Source organism: Janthinobacterium sp. 67 (assembly GCF_002797895.1).
Taxonomy (GTDB): domain Bacteria; phylum Pseudomonadota; class Gammaproteobacteria; order Burkholderiales; family Burkholderiaceae_D; genus Janthinobacterium.
Genome location: NZ_PGES01000001.1, coordinates 4584041 through 4602602 on the forward strand (window position 1 = coordinate 4584041; position 18562 = coordinate 4602602).

31 protein-coding genes are annotated in these 18562 nt (G+C 56.7%); 30 read left to right on the plus strand and 1 reads right to left on the minus strand.

What is annotated here, in order from left to right; genetic code table 11:
* From rplD to dsbD, 28 genes are all read left to right on the plus strand, one after another.
* Window positions 1-621: a 50S ribosomal protein L4 gene (gene rplD, locus CLU90_RS20505; RefSeq protein WP_034753197.1), complete on the plus strand. Its 621-nt coding sequence runs from the start codon at window positions 1-3 to the stop codon at window positions 619-621.
* Window positions 618-935 carry a 50S ribosomal protein L23 gene (rplW, locus tag CLU90_RS20510; protein WP_010394398.1) on the plus strand — a complete coding sequence of 106 codons (318 nt, stop codon included), beginning with the start codon at window positions 618-620 and terminating at the stop codon, window positions 933-935. The genes rplD and rplW overlap by 4 nt, the downstream gene beginning before the upstream one ends.
* Entirely contained in the window at window positions 935-1762 is an 828-nt protein-coding gene (gene rplB, locus CLU90_RS20515; protein WP_034753198.1) for a 50S ribosomal protein L2, read from the plus strand. Before rplW ends, rplB begins: the two co-directional genes overlap by 1 nt.
* A 10-nt stretch (window positions 1763-1772) precedes the next feature.
* The gene (gene rpsS / locus CLU90_RS20520; protein WP_008444295.1) at window positions 1773-2048 is read left to right on the plus strand and encodes a 30S ribosomal protein S19; all 276 of its coding nucleotides are present in this window, start codon (window positions 1773-1775) and stop codon (window positions 2046-2048) included.
* Entirely contained in the window at window positions 2045-2377 is a 333-nt protein-coding gene (rplV, locus tag CLU90_RS20525; RefSeq protein ID WP_170840583.1) for a 50S ribosomal protein L22, read from the plus strand. Before rpsS ends, rplV begins: the two co-directional genes overlap by 4 nt.
* 9 nt (window positions 2378-2386) lie before the next feature.
* On the plus strand, window positions 2387-3211 hold the full coding sequence (rpsC, locus tag CLU90_RS20530; RefSeq protein ID WP_092718261.1) for a 30S ribosomal protein S3: 825 nt from the start codon (window positions 2387-2389) through the stop codon (window positions 3209-3211).
* 2 nt (window positions 3212-3213) lie between these two features.
* Entirely contained in the window at window positions 3214-3633 is a 420-nt protein-coding gene (rplP, locus tag CLU90_RS20535; RefSeq protein WP_038497037.1) for a 50S ribosomal protein L16, read from the plus strand.
* A gap of 12 nt (window positions 3634-3645) precedes the next feature.
* On the plus strand, window positions 3646-3837 hold the full coding sequence (gene rpmC, locus CLU90_RS20540) for a 50S ribosomal protein L29 (protein ID WP_010394412.1): 192 nt from the start codon (window positions 3646-3648) through the stop codon (window positions 3835-3837).
* Window positions 3834-4106: a 30S ribosomal protein S17 gene (gene rpsQ, locus CLU90_RS20545; protein WP_010394415.1), complete on the plus strand. Its 273-nt coding sequence runs from the start codon at window positions 3834-3836 to the stop codon at window positions 4104-4106. Before rpmC ends, rpsQ begins: the two co-directional genes overlap by 4 nt.
* Window positions 4107-4359: 253 nt before the next feature.
* Window positions 4360-4728 (plus strand): 50S ribosomal protein L14, encoded by a 369-nt coding sequence (gene rplN, locus CLU90_RS20550; protein ID WP_008444317.1) that lies wholly within the window; start codon window positions 4360-4362, stop codon window positions 4726-4728.
* A 9-nt stretch (window positions 4729-4737) separates the two neighbouring features.
* Window positions 4738-5052: a 50S ribosomal protein L24 gene (rplX, locus tag CLU90_RS20555; RefSeq protein ID WP_034753204.1), complete on the plus strand. Its 315-nt coding sequence runs from the start codon at window positions 4738-4740 to the stop codon at window positions 5050-5052.
* Window positions 5053-5058: 6 nt separating this feature from the next.
* Window positions 5059-5598, plus strand: a complete 540-nt coding sequence (gene rplE / locus CLU90_RS20560) for a 50S ribosomal protein L5 (RefSeq protein ID WP_010394421.1) — start codon at window positions 5059-5061, stop codon at window positions 5596-5598.
* 2 nt (window positions 5599-5600) lie between these two features.
* Entirely contained in the window at window positions 5601-5906 is a 306-nt protein-coding gene (gene rpsN, locus CLU90_RS20565; RefSeq protein ID WP_010394423.1) for a 30S ribosomal protein S14, read from the plus strand.
* Window positions 5907-5920: 14 nt separating this feature from the next.
* Window positions 5921-6316, plus strand: coding sequence for a 30S ribosomal protein S8 (gene rpsH, locus CLU90_RS20570; RefSeq protein ID WP_034753208.1), 396 nt, complete (start codon window positions 5921-5923; stop codon window positions 6314-6316).
* Between the two features lie 10 nt (window positions 6317-6326).
* Window positions 6327-6860, plus strand: a complete 534-nt coding sequence (rplF, locus tag CLU90_RS20575; protein WP_065310145.1) for a 50S ribosomal protein L6 — start codon at window positions 6327-6329, stop codon at window positions 6858-6860.
* A 13-nt stretch (window positions 6861-6873) separates the two neighbouring features.
* Complete coding sequence (gene rplR / locus CLU90_RS20580) at window positions 6874-7236, plus strand: 50S ribosomal protein L18 (RefSeq protein WP_010394431.1); 363 nt, start codon at window positions 6874-6876, stop codon at window positions 7234-7236.
* Window positions 7237-7245: 9 nt separating this feature from the next.
* Window positions 7246-7764, plus strand: a complete 519-nt coding sequence (gene rpsE, locus CLU90_RS20585; RefSeq protein ID WP_010394433.1) for a 30S ribosomal protein S5 — start codon at window positions 7246-7248, stop codon at window positions 7762-7764.
* Window positions 7765-7774: 10 nt separating this feature from the next.
* On the plus strand, window positions 7775-7954 hold the full coding sequence (gene rpmD, locus CLU90_RS20590; RefSeq protein WP_010394435.1) for a 50S ribosomal protein L30: 180 nt from the start codon (window positions 7775-7777) through the stop codon (window positions 7952-7954).
* A gap of 30 nt (window positions 7955-7984) precedes the next feature.
* Window positions 7985-8416, plus strand: coding sequence for a 50S ribosomal protein L15 (gene rplO, locus CLU90_RS20595; RefSeq protein WP_034753211.1), 432 nt, complete (start codon window positions 7985-7987; stop codon window positions 8414-8416).
* A gap of 32 nt (window positions 8417-8448) precedes the next feature.
* Window positions 8449-9783, plus strand: coding sequence for a preprotein translocase subunit SecY (secY, locus tag CLU90_RS20600; protein WP_010394438.1), 1335 nt, complete (start codon window positions 8449-8451; stop codon window positions 9781-9783).
* A gap of 18 nt (window positions 9784-9801) precedes the next feature.
* Window positions 9802-10020 (plus strand): translation initiation factor IF-1, encoded by a 219-nt coding sequence (infA, locus tag CLU90_RS20605; protein ID WP_005663428.1) that lies wholly within the window; start codon window positions 9802-9804, stop codon window positions 10018-10020.
* Window positions 10021-10062: 42 nt separating this feature from the next.
* Entirely contained in the window at window positions 10063-10176 is a 114-nt protein-coding gene (gene rpmJ / locus CLU90_RS20610; RefSeq protein WP_010394471.1) for a 50S ribosomal protein L36, read from the plus strand.
* Window positions 10177-10190: 14 nt separating this feature from the next.
* Window positions 10191-10556, plus strand: coding sequence for a 30S ribosomal protein S13 (rpsM, locus tag CLU90_RS20615; protein WP_046681666.1), 366 nt, complete (start codon window positions 10191-10193; stop codon window positions 10554-10556).
* Between the two features lie 17 nt (window positions 10557-10573).
* Window positions 10574-10978, plus strand: a complete 405-nt coding sequence (gene rpsK, locus CLU90_RS20620) for a 30S ribosomal protein S11 (RefSeq protein WP_010394475.1) — start codon at window positions 10574-10576, stop codon at window positions 10976-10978.
* Between the two features lie 258 nt (window positions 10979-11236).
* Window positions 11237-11860, plus strand: coding sequence for a 30S ribosomal protein S4 (gene rpsD / locus CLU90_RS20625; RefSeq protein WP_038496998.1), 624 nt, complete (start codon window positions 11237-11239; stop codon window positions 11858-11860).
* A gap of 199 nt (window positions 11861-12059) precedes the next feature.
* Window positions 12060-13037 carry a DNA-directed RNA polymerase subunit alpha gene (locus CLU90_RS20630; protein WP_008444343.1) on the plus strand — a complete coding sequence of 326 codons (978 nt, stop codon included), beginning with the start codon at window positions 12060-12062 and terminating at the stop codon, window positions 13035-13037.
* 134 nt (window positions 13038-13171) lie between these two features.
* The gene (rplQ, locus tag CLU90_RS20635; RefSeq protein WP_034753219.1) at window positions 13172-13564 is read left to right on the plus strand and encodes a 50S ribosomal protein L17; all 393 of its coding nucleotides are present in this window, start codon (window positions 13172-13174) and stop codon (window positions 13562-13564) included.
* A 158-nt stretch (window positions 13565-13722) separates the two neighbouring features.
* A complete protein-coding gene (gene dsbD, locus CLU90_RS20640) occupies window positions 13723-15672 on the plus strand; it encodes a protein-disulfide reductase DsbD (protein WP_092718264.1) in 1950 nt (649 codons plus the stop codon).
* A gap of 112 nt (window positions 15673-15784) precedes the next feature.
* On the opposite strand, the gene CLU90_RS20645 is transcribed toward dsbD, so the two are convergent.
* Window positions 15785-16288 (minus strand): Spy/CpxP family protein refolding chaperone, encoded by a 504-nt coding sequence (locus CLU90_RS20645; protein WP_157808871.1) that lies wholly within the window; start codon window positions 16286-16288, stop codon window positions 15785-15787.
* Window positions 16289-16474: 186 nt separating this feature from the next.
* Between CLU90_RS20645 and CLU90_RS20650 the strand changes: the two genes are divergently transcribed.
* Both CLU90_RS20650 and CLU90_RS20655 read left to right on the plus strand, forming a co-directional pair.
* Window positions 16475-17203, plus strand: a complete 729-nt coding sequence (locus CLU90_RS20650) for a response regulator (RefSeq protein WP_034753223.1) — start codon at window positions 16475-16477, stop codon at window positions 17201-17203.
* The gene (locus tag CLU90_RS20655; protein ID WP_092718271.1) at window positions 17200-18558 is read left to right on the plus strand and encodes an ATP-binding protein; all 1359 of its coding nucleotides are present in this window, start codon (window positions 17200-17202) and stop codon (window positions 18556-18558) included. The genes CLU90_RS20650 and CLU90_RS20655 overlap by 4 nt, the downstream gene beginning before the upstream one ends.
* Window positions 18559-18562 lie beyond the last annotated feature (4 nt).

Here is an 18562-nt window from a genome sequence, read left to right on the forward strand (position 1 = left end):
ATGGAACTCAAGCTTCTGAATGCGCAAGGTCAAGCCGCCTCGAACGTTGCTGCAGCCGATACGATTTTCGGCCGTGACTACAATGAAGCGCTGATCCACCAAGTCGTCATCGCTTATCAAGCGAATGCACGTAGTGGTAACCGCAAGCAAAAAGACCGTGAAGAAGTTCACCACACGACGAAAAAGCCATGGCGCCAAAAAGGTACCGGCCGCGCTCGTGCTGGTATGTCGTCGTCGCCACTGTGGCGCGGCGGTGGTCGGATTTTCCCGAACTCGCCTGACGAAAACTTCACCCACAAAGTGAACAAAAAAATGTATCGCGCAGGTATCTGCTCGATCCTGTCGCAGCTGGCTCGCGAAGAGCGCCTGATCGTCATCGACGATCTGACGATCGACGCGCCAAAAACCAAGCTGCTGTCGCAAAAATTGAACGGCCTGGGCTTTGATTCGGTTCTGATCATCACCGACGTTCTGAACGAAAACCTGGAACTGGCATCGCGCAACCTGCCTAACGTACTCGTCGTTGAGCCACGTCACGCTGACCCGATGTCCCTGGTGTTCTACAAGAAGATCCTGGTCACCAAAGCTGCATTGGCCAAGATTGAGGAGATGCTGGCATGAGCGCGATTTTGAAACATAGCGAAGAACGCTTGATGAAGGTGCTGTTGGCGCCCGTGATTTCCGAAAAGGCCACCATGGTCGCGGAAAAGAACGAGCAAATTGTATTCCGCGTACTGCCGGATGCAACCAAGCCTGAAATCAAGGCAGCGGTCGAACTGCTGTTCAAGGTTGAAGTTCTGTCCGTGCAAACTGCAAACCGCGAAGGTAAGCAAAAGCGCACCGGCAAGTTCAACGGTCGTCGTAACCATACCAAGCGTGCTTTCGTGTGCCTGAAGCCTGGCCAGGAAATCAACTTCTCCGAGGAGGCTGCATAATGGCACTCGTTAAGATGAAACCAACCTCGCCAGGCCGTCGCGGCATGGTGAAGGTGGTGAATGCCGACCTGTACAAGGGTCGTCCATTCGCTGCTCTGGTTGAAAAGAAATCCAAGACCGCTGGTCGTAACAACAACGGTCACATCACCACCCGTCATATCGGTGGTGGTCACAAGCAACACTACCGCCTGATCGACTTCAAGCGCACCAAAGATGGTATTCCAGCGAAAGTGGAACGTATCGAATACGATCCAAACCGCACCGCGAATATCGCTCTGCTGTGCTACGCCGACGGCGAACGTCACTACATCATCGCAACCAAAGGCATGGCCGTTGGCGACAGCGTGATGAACGGTTCGGAAGCACCGATCAAATCGGGTAACTGCTTGCCAATCCGTAACATCCCAGTCGGTACCGTGATGCATTGCGTTGAAATGCTGCCAGGTAAAGGTGCCCAAATGGCACGTACCGCCGGCGCTGGCGTTGTGCTGATGGCCCGTGAAGGTACCTACGCTCAAGTGCGTCTGCGCTCGGGTGAAGTACGTCGCGTGCACATCGAGTGCCGTGCAACCGTTGGTGAAGTCGGCAATGCCGAGCACAGCCTGCGTAAAATCGGTAAAGCTGGTGCGATGCGCTGGCGCGGTGTTCGTCCTACCGTTCGCGGTGTGGTCATGAACCCGGTCGATCACCCGCACGGTGGTGGTGAAGGTAAAACAGCAGCTGGTCGTCATCCAGTTTCGCCTTGGGGCCAACAGACTAAGGGTAAGAAGACACGCAGCAACAAGCGTACTACTTCCATGATCGTCTCGCGCCGCGGCAAGAAATAAGGGGTAGCACATGACACGTTCATTGAAAAAAGGGCCGTTCTGTGACGCCCACCTGGTGAAAAAAGTTGAAGCTGCGCAAGCTGCCAAAGACAAAAAGCCAATCAAAACCTGGTCGCGTCGTTCGACAATCATGCCTGACTTTATCGGCCTGACGATCGCGGTTCATAACGGCAAGCTGCACGTGCCGGTTTATGTTTCCGAAAACATGGTTGGTCACAAGCTCGGCGAATTCGCACTGACCCGTACGTTCAAGGGCCATGCAGCTGACAAAAAGGCTAAGAAATAATGGAAACTAAAGCTATCCTCAAAGGTGTGCGCCTGTCGGACCAAAAGGGCCGCCTGGTTGCTGACCTGATCCGTGGCAAGAAAGTTGACGCTGCACTCAACATCTTGCAATTCAGCCCGAAAAAAGGTGCTGCGATCATCAAACGCGTTCTGGAATCCGCTATTGCGAATGCCGAGCACAATGATGGCGCGGACATCGACGAATTGTTCGTGAAAACGATCTACGTCGAAAAGGGCCCCGTCCTGAAGCGCTTCACCGCGCGTGCAAAAGGCCGTGGCGACCGTATTTCGAAACAATCCTGTCACGTTTACGTGACTGTCGGTAACTAAGGAGCCACGATGGGTCAGAAAATTCATCCAACCGGTTTCCGTCTGGCGGTCACCCGTAACTGGGCTTCGCGCTGGTATGCAGGCAACGGTAATTTCGCTGCCATGCTGAACGAAGACTTGAAAGCACGTGCTTACCTGAAAAAGAAACTGAAGAACGCTTCCGTTGGCCGCATCGTTATCGAGCGCCCAGCCAAGAACGCGCGCTTCACGATCTACAGCTCGCGCCCAGGCGTGGTCATTGGTAAAAAAGGCGAAGACATCGAAGTACTGAAGTCCGCTTTGACCAAGATCATGGGCGTGCCTGTTCACGTGAACATCGAAGAAATTCGCAAGCCGGAAATCGACTCGCAACTGATCGCCGATTCGATCTCGCAGCAGCTGGAAAAACGGATCATGTTCCGCCGCGCCATGAAGCGTGCAATGCAAAATGCAATGCGCCTGGGTGCTCTCGGTATCAAGATCATGTCGTCCGGCCGTCTGAACGGTATCGAAATCGCACGTAAAGAATGGTACCGCGAAGGCCGCGTGCCTCTGCATACCCTGCGCGCAGATATCGACTACGGTACCAGCGAAGCGTCGACCACCTACGGCATCATCGGTGTCAAGGTGTGGGTATACAAAGGTGACCGCGCGCCTAACGGCGATGCACCAGTCATCGATACCCCAGCTGACGAGAAGAAAAGCCGCGGCCCACGCCGTGACGATGGCAAGCCAGCTGGCCGTCCACGTCCAGCCGGTGCCGGTGCGAAACCATCCACAGCACCAGGTGCACGTGTGCGTACCGCCGCTAAACCGGCCGCCGCAGCAGCACCAGCTGAGAAAGCAGGAGAATAATCATGCTGCAACCAGCACGCAGAAAGTATCGTAAAGAGCAGAAAGGCCGTAATACCGGTATTTCGCACAGCCGCGGCACCGCCGTGTCGTTTGGCGAATTCGGTCTGAAGGCAGTTGCGCGCGGTCGTATCACTGCGCGTCAAATTGAAGCGGCGCGTCGTGCAATGACGCGTCACATCAAGCGCGGTGGCCGTATCTGGATCCGTATTTTCCCGGACAAACCGATTTCGAACAAACCGGCTGAAGTCCGTATGGGTAACGGTAAAGGTAATCCTGAGTACTACGTCGCTGAAATTCAGCCAGGCAAAGTACTGTACGAAATGGATGGCGTTGATGAAGCGCTGGCACGGGAAGCATTCCGTCTTGCCGCCGCTAAACTGCCACTGGCTACGACGTTTGTCGTGCGCCAAGTCGGCCAATAATTGGAGTTGTATATGAAAGCATCTGAACTCCGCGGCAAGGACCAGCCAGCTCTGCAAAAAGAGCTGAATGACCTGTTGAAGGCACAGTTCGGCCTGCGTATGCAAATCGCTACGCAGCAGCTGAGCAACACTTCGCAGCTCAAGAAGGTACGCCGCGATATCGCGCGTGTGAAGACGGTAATGAATCTGAAGGAAGCCAAATGAACGAACCAGTGAAACAGTCGCTCAAGCGCACGCTGATCGGTAAAGTGGTTTCGGACAAGATGGACAAGACCGTTACCGTTCTGATCGAGCGCCACGTAAAACATCCTTTGTATGGCAAGATCATCATGCGTTCGAACAAGTATCACGCGCATGACGAGACCAACCAAGTCAAGGCCGGTGACACGGTCGAGATCCAGGAAGGTCGCCCGATCTCCAAAACGAAGGCATGGACGGTGACACGTGTGGTTCAAGCCGCACCAACCGTTTAAATAAAAACCACCGTTTCGGCGGTGGGTTTTAATTAGTACTTGCAGGCCCGCAAATTGTATGTAATACTTGCGGGCTTCGTTCATGTAACGCCGCAAAGTGTCTGGCCACAGACAGTAGCATTCGCGGTCAGTTGATGTATGAAGGTCATGCACCCAAACAGTGAAGCCCAGCAGGGCGGCTCTGGCGGGACCAAGACTGACCGTGGGTCTACATTGTGTGGATTCTTCGGCTTAAGTTGGGAAAGAGAATACTATGATTCAAACTGAAAGCCGGCTCGAAGTGGCTGACAATACCGGTGCCAAAGAAGTAATGTGCATCAAGGTATTGGGCGGCTCCAAGCGCCGTTATGCTGGCATTGGCGATGTGATCAAGGTAACCGTTAAGGTTGCTGCGCCACGTGGCCGTGTCAAAAAAGGTGAAATTTATAACGCCGTGGTTGTGCGCACCGCTAAAGGTGTTCGCCGCCAAGACGGTTCCCTGGTGAAGTTCGACGGCAACGCCGCCGTTCTGTTGAACGCCAAGCTGGAACCGATCGGTACCCGTATTTTTGGACCTGTCACGCGCGAACTGCGCACTGAGAAGTTCATGAAAATCGTGTCCCTGGCACCGGAAGTCCTGTAAGGAGTCGTAATGGATAAGATTCGTAAAAACGACGAAGTCATCGTTCTGACCGGGAAAGACAAGGGCAAACGTGGTGTGGTACAGCAGCGTATCGATGCTGAACATATCGTGGTTGACGGCATTAACATCGCTAAAAAAGCGACTAAGCCAAACCCGATGACTGGCGTAACTGGTGGTATCGTCGATAAGACCATGCCAATTCACGTGTCCAACGTTGCATTGTTCAATGCAGCGACTGGCAAGGCAGATCGCGTGGGTTTCAAAGAAGTGGACGGCAAGAAAGTTCGCATCTTTAAATCCTCCGGCGAAGTAGTGAAGGCTTAAGAAATCATGGCACGTCTCCAAGAATTCTATAAAGAAAAAGTCGTTGCCGACCTGACCAGCAAGTTTGGTTACAAGTCGGTAATGGAAGTTCCACGCCTGACCAAGATCACCCTGAACATGGGTGTTGGTGAGGCTATCGCGGATAAAAAAGTTCTCGAGCACGCAGTTGCTGACTTGACCAAGATCGCCGGCCAGAAGCCAGTGACCACCAAGTCCCGCAAAGCGATCGCAGGCTTCAAAATCCGTGAAGGTTACCCGATCGGTACGATGGTCACCCTGCGCGGCGCTCGCATGTACGAGTTCCTGGATCGCTTCATTACCGTGGCTCTGCCGCGCGTACGCGATTTCCGTGGTGTGAACGGCCGTGCATTTGATGGTCGTGGCAACTACAACATCGGTGTCAAGGAACAGATCATTTTCCCTGAAATCGAATACGACAAGATTGACGCGTTGCGCGGTATGAATATCAGCATCACGACAACCGCTAAGACCGATGACGAAGCCAAAGCTTTGCTCGCCGCCTTTAAATTCCCTTTCAGGAACTGATCATGGCCAAACTGTCACTGATTAATCGTGAGATCAAGCGTGCTGACCTGGTGGCGAAATTCGCCCCTAAGCGCGAAGCTCTCAAGGCCATCGTCGATGACCAATCGAAATCGGAAGAAGAGCGCTACGAAGCTCGCCTGAAACTGCAGGCGCTGCCACGTAACTCGAACCCGACGCGTCAACGTAACCGTTGCGCCATCACTGGTCGTCCGCGCGGCACATTCCGTAAATTCGGTCTGGGTCGTATCAAGCTCCGTGAATTCGCCATGCGTGGTGAAATTCCGGGTATGACAAAAGCAAGCTGGTAATAGGAGAATATGCAATGAGTATGAGCGATCCTATCGCCGATATGCTGACCCGCATTCGCAATGCACAAGGCGTGCAAAAGACGACCGTGGCCATGCCATCGTCGAAAGTCAAAATTGCGATTGCCAGCGTCCTGAAGGACGAGGGTTACATTGAAGATTTCGCTGTTGCCGAAGCTGGTGGCAAGGCGGAACTGAAAATCGGTTTGAAGTATTATGTTGGCCGTCCCGTCATTGAGCGCTTGGAGCGCGTGTCCCGTCCGGGTCTGCGCGTCTACAAGGGTAAAGACGAGATCCCTGTTGTGATGAATGGCTTGGGTGTGGCGATCGTGTCGACTCCGCAAGGCGTCATGACTGACCGCAAAGCACGCGCTACCGGTGTCGGCGGCGAAGTTATTTGCTACGTGGCTTAAGGAGTTACACATGTCTCGAGTAGCTAAAATGCCTATCGTAGTGCCAGCTGGCGCCGAAGTCGCCATCTCCGCACAAGCGATCACCGTAAAAGGCCCGCTGGGCGTACTTTCCCAGGCCCTCACCGGCCAGGTCAAAGTGGAAAACAATGCAGGAACCCTGAGTTTCGACGTGGCGAACGACAGCCGCGAAGCCAATGCCATGTCCGGCACGCTGCGCGCACTGGTCAACAACATGGTTGTTGGCGTCACCAAGGGTTTCGAGAAAAAGCTGAACCTGGTAGGCGTGGGTTACAAGGCGCAAGCTCAAGGCGACAAGTTGAATCTGTCCCTGGGTTTCTCGCACCCTGTAGTGCATGACATGCCAGCTGGCGTTACCTGCGCAACACCAACCCCGACCGAGATCCTGATCAAAGGTATCGACCGTCAACAGGTTGGCCAGGTAGCCGCTGAAGTTCGTGCTTACCGCTCCCCTGAGCCGTATAAAGGCAAGGGCGTTCGCTATGCGGACGAAGTGGTTAAGCTTAAAGAAACCAAGAAGAAGTAATTAGGGGCTGACGATGGATAAGAAAGAATCACGGCTTCGCCGCGGACGCCAAACCCGCATCAAGATTGCGGAATTGAAAGTAAATCGCTTGTCGGTGCACCGCACCAACCTGCACATTTACGCCAACCTGATCAGCCCGGACGCTAAAGTCCTGGTTTCGGCCTCGACGGCTGAAGCGGAAGTTCGCGCTGAACTGGCAGGCCAATCCGGCAAAGGCGGCAATGCCGCTGCTGCAGCCTTGATCGGCAAGCGCGTCGCTGAAAAAGCGTTGAAAGCAGGGATTACCGAAGTTGCGTTTGACCGCTCCGGTTTCCGTTACCACGGCCGTGTGAAAGCGTTGGCAGAAGCCGCACGCGAAGCCGGTCTGAAGTTCTAAGGATCAATCATGGCAAAAATGCAAGCAAAAATGCAAAGCGACAAGCCGGATGATGGCATGCGCGAAAAAATGATCGCGATCAACCGCGTGACCAAAGTGGTCAAGGGTGGTCGTATCATGGGTTTCGCCGCGCTGACCGTAGTTGGTGATGGCGATGGCCGCGTCGGCATGGGCAAGGGCAAATCGAAAGAAGTGCCAGTTGGCGTGCAGAAGGCAATGGAAGAAGCCCGTCGCAACCTGATCAAAGTACCGCTCAAAAACGGTACCTTGCATCACACGGTTGTTGGTCGTCACGGCGCCTCCAAGGTCCTGATGAACCCAGCTAAGCCTGGTACTGGCGTTATCGCTGGTGGCGCAATGCGCGCTATCTTCGAAGTGATGGGCGTGACGGACGTGGTGGCGAAATCCACCGGTTCGAACAACCCGTACAACCTGGTACGCGCTACGCTGGACGGCCTGTCGAAAATGAGCACTGCTTCCGATATCGCTGCCAAGCGCGGCAAGTCGGTCGAAGACATTCTGGCTTAAGGTGGACAAAATGACAAACACAGTCAAAGTGCAATTGGTCAAGGGCTTGATCGGTACGCGCGAATCGCATCGCGCTACCGTGCGCGGTCTGGGTCTGCGTCGTGTAAATTCGGTTTCCGAATTGCAAGACACCCCATCCGTACGCGGCATGATCAATAAAGTATCGTATCTCGTTAAAGTTGTCGGGTAAGCCTTCGGGCTTACACGAACGGAGCAAATCATGGAATTGAATACTATTGCACCAGCCGAAGGCGCTAAGCACTACAAGCGTCGCGTCGGCCGCGGTATCGGCTCCGGCCTGGGTAAAACCTCGGGTCGTGGTCACAAAGGTCAGAAATCGCGTTCGGGCGGCTTTCATAAAGTCGGTTTCGAAGGCGGTCAGATGCCTCTGCAACGCCGTCTGCCTAAGCGCGGTTTCAAATCGATGCACGCCACCTTCAAAGCTGAAGTGCGCCTGTCCGATCTGAACAACCTGGCTGTTGGCGATGTCGACATTCTGGTCTTGAAGCAAGCTGGCGTTCTGGGCGTGTTGGCCCGTGACGTGCGCGTGATCTTGTCCGGCGAAATCACCAAAGCGGTGAATTTGAAGGGCTTGAAAGTGTCCGCTGGCGCGAAAGCCGCCATCGAAGCAGCCGGCGGCTCGGTAGCCTGAGTTGACCGCTAACAGCTTGATCGGAGCGAAAATTGGCGACTAATCCACAACTTGCTAAAAGTGCAGCGGCCGGTTTCCCTTGGGGACGGCTCTGGTTTTTGCTTGGCGCATTGGTGGTTTATCGTATCGGTGCTCACGTCCCGGTTCCCGGGATTGACCCGACACAATTAGCCTCGCTGTTCAAGGAGCACGAAGGCGGCGTCCTGGGCATGTTCAACATGTTCTCGGGCGGTGCCTTGTCTCGTTTTACAGTGTTTGCGCTGGGTATCATGCCTTATATCTCGGCCTCGATCATCATGCAATTGCTGTCGATCGTGTCACCGCAGATGGAAGCGTTGAAAAAAGAAGGCGAAGCAGGTCGTCGCAAGATCACCCAGTACACCCGGTATTTCACGGTTGCCCTGGCACTGTTCCAAGCGTTAGGCATTGCAGTCGCACTGGAGTCGCAAGCTGGTCTGGTGTTGGAGCCTGGTCTTGCATTCCGCTTCGTGACGGTCGTCACTTTGTTGACCGGAACAATGTTTTTGATGTGGTTGGGTGAGCAAATTACCGAGCGTGGCTTGGGGAATGGCATCTCGATCATCATTTTTGCCGGGATTGCAGCAGGTCTGCCGTCGGCGTTGGGTGGCTTGTTCACTCAGGTGTCGAATGGTTCGATCGGCAGCTTCAGCGCGATTTTCATCGTGATCCTGGTAGCACTGGTAACGTACTTCGTTGTATTCGTCGAACGTGGTCAGCGCAAAATATTGGTCAACTACGCGAAGCGCCAGGTAGGCAACAAGATTTATGGCGGTCAAACCAGCCATTTGCCGTTGAAGCTGAACATGGCCGGCGTGATCCCGCCGATCTTTGCTTCTTCGATCATCTTGTTCCCGGCCACTATCGTGGACTGGTTTTCAAAGGGCGCCGACAACGCTAACCCTGCGGTGCGGTTCTTGAAAGATTTGGCAGCATCGATGGGGCCTGGTGAGCCTATCCATGCGCTGTTGTACGCAGTGGCGATCGTGTTTTTCTGTTTCTTCTATACAGCGCTGGTCTTTAACAGCAAGGAAACAGCGGATAACTTGAAGAAAAGCGGTGCGTTCATTCCCGGGATTCGTCCAGGCGAGCAGACAGCCCGTTACATCGACAAGATCCTGACACGCTTGACACTTGCCGGCGCAGTCTACATCACCCTGGTGTGTTTATTGCCGGAATTTATGCAAGCCCAGTGGAAAGTACCATTCTATTTCGGCGGTACTTCTTTATTGATTATTGTAGTTGTCACCATGGATTTCATGGCGCAAGTACAGAACTACGTGATGTCGCAGCAATATGATTCGCTGCTGCGCAAAGCAAATTTCAAGGGCGGAATTCCGACGCGTTAAGCGCGGTAAACATACCGAATGGCAAAAGACGACGTCATACAGATGCAGGGCGAGATTCTTGAGAATCTCCCAAATGCAACATTTCGAGTGAAGCTGGAGAACGGACACGTGGTGCTCGGGCATATTTCAGGTAAAATGCGGATGAATTATATTCGCATTCTCCCTGGAGACAAGGTGACGGTGGAGTTGACGCCGTACGACCTGAGCCGAGCCCGCATTGTGTTCCGTACCAAGTAACACACTGAATCAAACCAAAGAAGCGAAAGAAAGAGCCCAAAAATGAAAGTTCTCGCATCAGTCAAGCGGATCTGCCGCAACTGCAAGATCATCAAGCGCAAAGGCGTAGTCCGCGTTATCTGCGTGGAACCACGTCACAAGCAGCGTCAAGGTTAATCGAGGAATAACAAATGGCACGTATTGCAGGGGTTAATATCCCAAATCATCAGCATACCGTTATCGGCCTGACGGCCATCTACGGTGTGGGCCGTCCACGCGCAGAGAAAATCTGTGCATCGACCGGTGTAGCAACCAACAAAAAGATCAAAGATCTGGATGACAGCGAACTGGAAAAACTGCGCGATGAAGTAGGTAAATTCATCGTCGAAGGCGATCTGCGTCGTGAACTGTCCATGAACATCAAGCGTTTGATGGATCTGGGTTGCTACCGCGGCATGCGTCATCGTAAGGGTCTGCCTTGCCGTGGCCAGCGTACGCGTACGAACGCACGTACCCGCAAGGGACCGCGTAAAGCCGCTCAATCGCTGAAAAAATAATCCGCTAGGGAATAATTATGGCTAAGTCGCAAAATAACGCCGCATCAGCACGCGTGCGTAAAAAAGTTAAAAAGAACGTCGCTGAAGGCATCGCACATGTCCACGCATCGTTCAATAACACCATCATTACCATCACCGATCGTCAAGGCAATGCCTTGTCGTGGGCTACCTCCGGCGGTGCAGGCTTCAAGGGTTCGCGTAAATCGACCCCGTTCGCAGCGCAGGTCGCCGCGGAAGCCGCTGGTAAAGTGGCTGTTGAGTGTGGCGTCAAGAACCTGGAAGTACGTATCAAGGGCCCAGGTCCTGGTCGTGAATCCGCCGTTCGCGCGCTGAACAACCTGGGCATCAAGATCACCGAGATCCAGGACGTGACGCCGGTACCGCACAACGGTTGCCGTCCACCGAAACGTCGTCGTATCTAAGATAGTGTTGCAGAGGGCGCTTCGGCGCCAGCTGCTTTGCTGTCTGTTGTAACTCAGTACAGTTGTGTGAAAACGCTGGAGCAGGGAGCCGGAAACGGTTATACTGCCCGGCTGTTCTTGCCTGTCAAATTTGATTTGACGGGTTTTTCGTTTTCAGCCACCGTCTGATTGAAACCAAATCAGACTAGCGCCTAACCGCATCAGTGTGTTTGATCATGCATGTGGCTGGGGCGTTATCATTTAAAAAAAGGAAGTATCGTGGCACGTTATATCGGACCTAAAGCAAAACTTTCCCGCCGTGAAGGTACAGACCTGTTCCTGAAGAGCGCACGTCGCTCGCTGGACAGCAAGTGCAAACTGGACGTCAAGCCAGGCCAGCACGGTGTCAAATCCGGCGCCCGCACCTCGGACTACGGTAACCAACTGCGCGAAAAGCAAAAAGTCAAGCGCATGTACGGCGTGCTGGAACGTCAATTCCGCCGCTACTTCGCTGAAGCAGACCGTCGTAAAGGCAACACCGGCGAAACGCTGTTGAAGTTGCTGGAAACGCGTCTGGACAACGTTTGCTACCGCATGGGCTTTGGCTCGACCCGCGCTGAAGCGCGTCAATTGGTCAGCCACAAAGCGTTCACCGTGAACGGTATCGTTGTGAACATCGCTTCGTACTCGGTCAAAGTTGGCGACATCATCGCTGTTCGTGAAAAATCGAAAAAGCAAGTGCGTATCGTTGAAGCACTGTCGCTGGCCGAACAAGTTGGCATGCCTAGCTGGGTTTCGGTTGATGCCAAGAAAATGGAAGGTACTTTCAAGTCCCTGCCAGAGCGTAACGAAATCGCTAACGACGTCAACGAATCGCTGATCGTCGAGCTGTACTCGCGTTAATAGCAGTTCAAGAGGGGCGCTTGCAAAATGAGCGCAGCAAGGCATGGCGACGAAGACAGTGCATGTGCACGGCTAGGAGTCATAACGTAGCTGCGGTCGTTTTTAAGCGTTCCGCCCGCCCGCTCAGCTGAGTGGGCGTTTTATTAATGCCATCAGCCTTATCGGTGTAATGAGCCGAGGGTATTGAAAAGGACATTTCATGCAAAACAGTTTGTTGAAGCCACGTATTATCGATGTTGAAGCTCTCGGTGCAGGTCACGCCAAGGTCGTGATGGAACCGTTCGAGCGCGGCTATGGCCACACATTGGGTAACGCGTTGCGCCGCGTTCTGCTGTCGTCGATGGTAGGCTACGCGCCGACCGAAGTGACGATCGCTGGCGTCGTCCACGAATATTCCTCCCTCGATGGCGTGCAAGAAGACGTCGTCGATCTGTTGCTGAACTTGAAGGGTGTGGTTTTCAAAGTCCACAACCGCGATTCGGTAACGCTGACCCTGAAAAAAGAAGGCGAAGGCGCGATCCTGGCCTCCGACATCGACCTGCCGCACGACGTCGAACTGATCAATCCTGACCACGTGATCGCCCACCTGACCGCCGGTGGCAAGCTGGACATGCAGATCAAGGTTGAAAAAGGCCGCGGCTACGTTCCTGGTAACGTGCGTCGCCTGTCGGAAGACACGAACAAGACCATCGGCCGCATCATTCTGGATGCGTCGTTCTCGCCAGTGCGCCGTGTATCGTACTTCGTTGAATCGGCCCGCGTCGAACAGCGTACCGACCTGGACAAGCTGATCATCAACATCGAAACCAACGGCGTGATCTCGCCGGAAGAAGCGATCCGCCAGTCGGCCCGCGTCCTGGTGGACCAGTTGAATGTGTTCGCCGCCCTGGAAGGCACGGAAGCCGCCGCCGAGGCGCCATCGCGCGCTCCGCTGGTCGATCCTATCCTGTTGCGTCCAGTCGACGACCTGGAGTTGACCGTGCGTTCGGCGAACTGCCTGAAAGCGGAAAACATCTACTACATCGGCGACCTGATCCAACGTTCGGAAAACGAACTGCTGAAAACGCCAAATCTGGGCCGCAAGTCCCTGAACGAAATCAAGGAAGTGCTGGCATCGCGCGGCTTGACCTTGGGCATGAAGCTGGAAAACTGGCCGCCTGCAGGCCTGGAAAAGTAATTCGAAGTTGTAGCAAACTGCCTGGGACAGGTGTCCCAGGCTTTTATTTTTGAAGTACCAAACCGGTCCGCGATGAAACCCTGGTTTCATTGATCGAAGAACTGGATTTAAACTCACTACCGAAAGGATTTACCATGCGTCACGGTCACGGCCTCCGTAAACTGAATCGTACCTCGTCCCACCGTCTGGCAATGCTGCGCAACATGACAGTATCGCTGCTGCGTCACGAAGCGATCAAAACCACCCTGCCAAAAGCAAAAGAACTGCGCCGCGTTGTCGAGCCAATTCTGACCCTGGGCAAAACCGACTCCCTGGCAAACAAGCGTCTGGCCTTCAACCGCCTGCGCGACCGTGAAATGGTCGTCAAGCTGTTCGCTGAACTGGGCCCGCGTTTCGCCAACCGTAACGGTGGTTATGTGCGTATCCTGAAAATGGGTTTCCGCGTCGGCGATAACGCTCCTATGGCGTTCGTTGAACTGATGGATCGTCCAGATACGACCGAAGCAGTTGAAGTTGCTGGCGAGTAATCCCAGTAATTGCATCTGAAAAAGCCAGGCCTAGCCTGGCTTTTTTGTTTTCTGCTGCAGCTATCCTTGCTGCGGTGTACTATTCTTCTTTCGCGCCGGCCCGGCACAAGCGCTGCCTGCTCCGCGCGTCCTCTGTCGAATGGTCGAAAAGGTAGTTCATGTCCCGTTTCCCCTCCAGCGCCACCGCGCGCGCCGCTCCCTTGCATCAACTGCTGCTCTGGTTTACCACCTGTCTGCTGCTGGCGATGGCCGTCTTTGGCGCCAGTCATGCCCGTGCCGACGATGAATTCCTCGATCCCGAGCTGGCCTTCAAGTTTTCCGCCCGCATGCAGGACCCGTCCACCATCGCCGTCACCTACGTGATCGCCGATGGCTACTATATGTACCACGAGCGCTTCAAGTTCGAGGCCGTGGGCGCCAGGCTGGGTACGCCCGTGTATCCAGCCGGCAAGGTCAAGTTCGACGAGACTTTCCAGAAGAACGTGGAAACCTTCCGCAAGACCCTCACCATCACGATACCCGTGGAAGCGGCCGGCGCGTTCACCCTGAAGGCGACGGGCCAGGGCTGCTCCGACAAGGGCCTGTGCTATGCGCCGCAGGACGCGACGGCGCAGCTGGTGGGCGGTGGCGGCGGCCAAAGCAAGGCGCCCGGCGCCGGCCTGCCGTCGAAATTCGCCTTGCCGGCAGCGCCCGCAGTCGACACGGCGGCCGTCAACGGTCCGCAGGCACAGGCGTCGCCCGGCGTGTCCGTGATGAGCATTCCCCAGGCCGACATCACCAGCACGCCCGAGCCGGTAGCGGCGGCCCCCGTGGCGGCCAGCGCCGCGCCCGCGCAAAGCGAAATGGGCAAGATCGAAGCGGCCCTGAAGGGCGGCAAGCTGCTCGTCATCGTGCCCCTGTTCATGCTGCTGGGCCTGGGCCTGGCATTTACGCCGTGCGTGCTGCCCATGGTGCCGATTTTGTCGTCGATCATCATCGGCGATGGCGCCAAGGTCAGCCGCTCGCGCGGCTTGCTGCTTTCGCTGACGTACGCGCTGGGCATGGCCATCGTGTATACGGTGCTGGGCGTGGCGGCCGGCCTGGCGGGCGAAGGCCTGGCGGCCCAGCTGCAAAACCCGTGGGTGCTCGGTTTCTTTGCCTTGCTGATGGCGGGCCTGGCCCTGTCGATGTTCGGTTTTTATGAGTTGCAAGTGCCGGCTTTCCTGCAAGGCAAGCTGACGTCCGTGTCGAACCAGCAAGCGTCGGGCCGCCTGGCGGGCGTGTTCGTCATGGGCGCCATTTCCGCCCTGATCGTGGGGCCATGCGTGGCCGCGCCGCTGGCCGGCGCCTTGCTGTACATCAGCCAGACGCGCGACGTCGTCATCGGCGGCAGCGCCCTGTTTGCGATGGCCGTGGGCATGAGCGTGCCTCTGCTGCTGGTGGGCGTGTCGGCCGGCACCTTGCTGCCCCGCGCCGGCGCGTGGATGGATGCCGTCAAGCGCTTCTTTGGCGTGCTGCAGCTGGGCGTGGCCTGGTGGCTGGTCTCGCCAGTGCTACCGGGCGCGGTGCAGATGCTGGGCTGGATGGTGCTGTTCGTCGGCTACGGCATGTATCTGCTGGTAGGCAAGAGCAGTGCGAAAAACGCCTGGGTCGCCAGGGCCTTCGGCCTCGTCTTCGCCGTGCTGGGCGTGCTGCAACTGGTCGGCGTGGCCAGCGGTGGCCGCGACCCGCTGGCGCCGCTGGCGCACCTGGGTGGTGGCCAAGTGCATGCGCAGCCGTTTACGCGGGTAAAAACCGTGGCGCAGCTCGATGCGGCGCTGGCCCAGTTGAACGGCAAGCCGGCCTTGCTGGACTTTTATGCGGACTGGTGCGTGTCCTGCATCGAGATGGAAAAACTGACCTTCGTCGACCCCGCCGTGCGCGAGAAGATGGGACAGGCCGTGCTGCTGCAGGTGGACGTGACGGCCAATGATGCGGACGACAAGGCCATGCTGAAACGTTTTCAGCTATTCGGCCCGCCGGGCATCATCATGTTCAACCCGCAAGGGCAGGAAATCGCCCAGTCGCGCGTGATCGGCTTCCAGAACGCGCAAACCTTCCTGACCTCGTTGCGCAAGCTCGACGAGTAGGACGGTAGGCCGGGTAGGTCGGGTTAGCCCGCCAGGGCGTAAGCCGACACCACCGCACCCGTCAACAAGGTTGTCGGATTGCGCGGCGTTCCGCCGCCAATCCGACCTACGCTCAGCCTGCTTTATGGTGGCCACCGCGATGGCCGCCATGCTTGCCGCCAGGCACGCTGTCGTCAAACACCTTCTTTTGCTCCGGCGTCAGCACGGCATAAAAAGTCTTCAGCGAGGCCAATCGGCTTTCCTGGTCGGCGATGCGTTCCTTCGACATGGCGATCCACTGTTCCATGCGTTCCGGCGCGGACAGCTTGGCCATCGCTTCATGCCTGGCTTTCCAGTCGCCCATCGGTTTTTTCGGTGCGTTGGCGGCCGTGAACGCGGCCCAGGCCGGTTCCTGGGCGGCCGTCAGCTTCAGCTTGTCGTGCAGGCGGGCCTGGTATTTGGCCATGCGTTCGGCAGGGTTGCCGCCGCGGTGGCCTTCATGTTGCATTCTGGCGCTGGCGGCAGGCGCGCTGGCGGCCGCTTCCTGGGCGTGGACGGTCAGCGATGCCGCACCCATGCCGAGTACGCTCATGGCGATGATCAAATTCTTGCGCAAGGTTGTCATTGAGGCGTTCATCTGGATTCCTTTGTAAAAGTGAGGGATGTACATGTTGCTGCACATGAAGCCATGTTGGACTCTCCATGTTTCCCCGAAGTGTCCGCTGCCAGACAGTTTGTATCGATATGTTTCTTCGCGTCTTCTATATACAAGACGATACAAATGCGCTGTGCAAGGCCTGGGGAAGTGGGGATAATTCGTACCATGGAACCTACTTCTACAATTCTCATCGTCGACGACGACCGCGATATCCGCAGCTTGTTGGCGGATTACCTGGAAACGAACGCCTACCGTACCCTGGGCGCGGCGGACGGCACGGCCATGTGGAAAATCCTCGATGAAACGCGGCCCGATCTGATCGTGCTCGACTTGAACCTGCCGGGCGACGACGGCCTGACCCTGTGCCGCAAGCTGCGCGCGCAATCGACGGTGCCGGTGATCATGTTGACGGCGCGCAATGAGCCGCTGGACCGCATCCTGGGCCTGGAAATGGGCGCCGACGATTATTTGCCGAAACCGTTCGAACCCCGTGAATTGCTGGCGCGCATACGCAGCGTGCTGCGCCGCAGCCATGCGATGCCGTCGAACGTGCCGTCGGACAAGGCGCAGCAGATCCGCTTTTCCGGCTGGACGCTGGACTTGACGGCACGCCATTTGCTCAATCCCAGCGGCCTCGTGATCATGCTGTCGGGCGCGGAATTCCGCCTGCTGCGCGTCTTCCTCGAGCACCCGAACCGCGTGCTCAACCGCGACCAGCTGCTGAACCTGACGCAGGGGCGCGACGCCGATCCGTTCGACCGCTCGATCGATATCCAGATCAGCCGCCTGCGGCAAAAGCTCGGTGAAGACGCGCGCTTGCCGCAAATCATCAAGACCGTGCGCAACGGCGGCTACGTGCTGGCCGGCCAGGTCAATGTGGAGCCGCACGCGTGAAGGCCTTCCTGGGCTCGATGACGGGCCGGGTCTTCATGTTTTTGCTGATCGGCATCGTCGCTTCGGCCGCGCTGACGCAGTGGCTGGCCGTGGGTGAACGCCAGCGCGCGATCGAACAGTACCGCGACTACCACGCCGTCGAGCGGGCCGAGCAGCTGGTGATGGCGGCCGACGTGGTGCCGCTGGCCTCGCGCGCCGCCTACCTGAAAGTGGCCAACAAGGGCAGCGTGCGCCTGGAATTGCGTCCCGACGTCGAACATGTTCCGGGCAAGCCGACGGAGTTTTCCACCGCCCTGCAAGCGAAACTGGGCGAAGGCTTCAAGGTCAGTGCGCTGGCCGAACGTCCGGCCGCCTGCATCGAGCCGCGCAAGTCACCGGGCATGTTTTCCGCCAAGCCATGGGGTGGCACTTGCGAAAACCTCGATGTGCGCATGCAGGACGGTCACGTGCTGCGCCTGATGGTCTTGCCGCCGCGCCAGCAGCCGCCGTTCAACGAACATAACGACTGGATGACCCTGCTGCCTTTCCTGATCAGCATCGCCATCCTCGCCTATCTGGTCACGCGCATGACCATGCGCCCGCTCAAGCAGCTGGCGCAGGCGGCGAAAGACCTGGGCAACGACATCAACCATCCGCCGCTGACCTTGTCGGGCGCCAGCGAAATCCGCCAGGCCAGCGCCGCCTTCAACGCCATGCAGGCGCGCATCCGCCAGCACATTTCCCAGCGTACACAAATGCTGGCCGCTATCACGCACGACTTGCAGACGCCGCTGACGCGTTTGCGCCTGCGCCTGGAAAAGGTGGCCGATACGGAATTGTATGACCGCCTGGTGGGCGATTTGTCGGCCATGCAAAGCATGGTCAAGGAAGGGCTGGACCTGGCCCGCTCGATGGACAGCACGGAAGCGATGCAGGCGCTCGACCTCGATTCCCTGCTCGACAGTGTCTGTTCCGACGCAGCTGATGCCGGCCAGAAAGTGACCCTCAGTGGACAGGCGGGCATGGCCTTGATGGCGCGTCCGATCGCCATGCGGCGCTGCCTGGTGAACCTGATCGACAATGCCGTCAAATATGGCCAGTATGCGCAGGTGAATGTCGAGCGCATCGCCGGCGCGGCACGCATCCGTATCCGCGACGGCGGCCCCGGTATTGCGCCCGATCAGCTGGCCAAGGTGTTCGAACCGTTTTACCGCATCGAGACCTCGCGTTCGCGCGAATCGGGCGGCACGGGCCTGGGCCTGACCATCGCACGCAACATCGCCGAGCAGCATGGCGCCACGGTCTTGCTGGCCAATCACGTCGACGGTGGACTGGAAGTCACCCTCATCGTGCCAGAGTATTACGCAGGAAAGTAAGCAT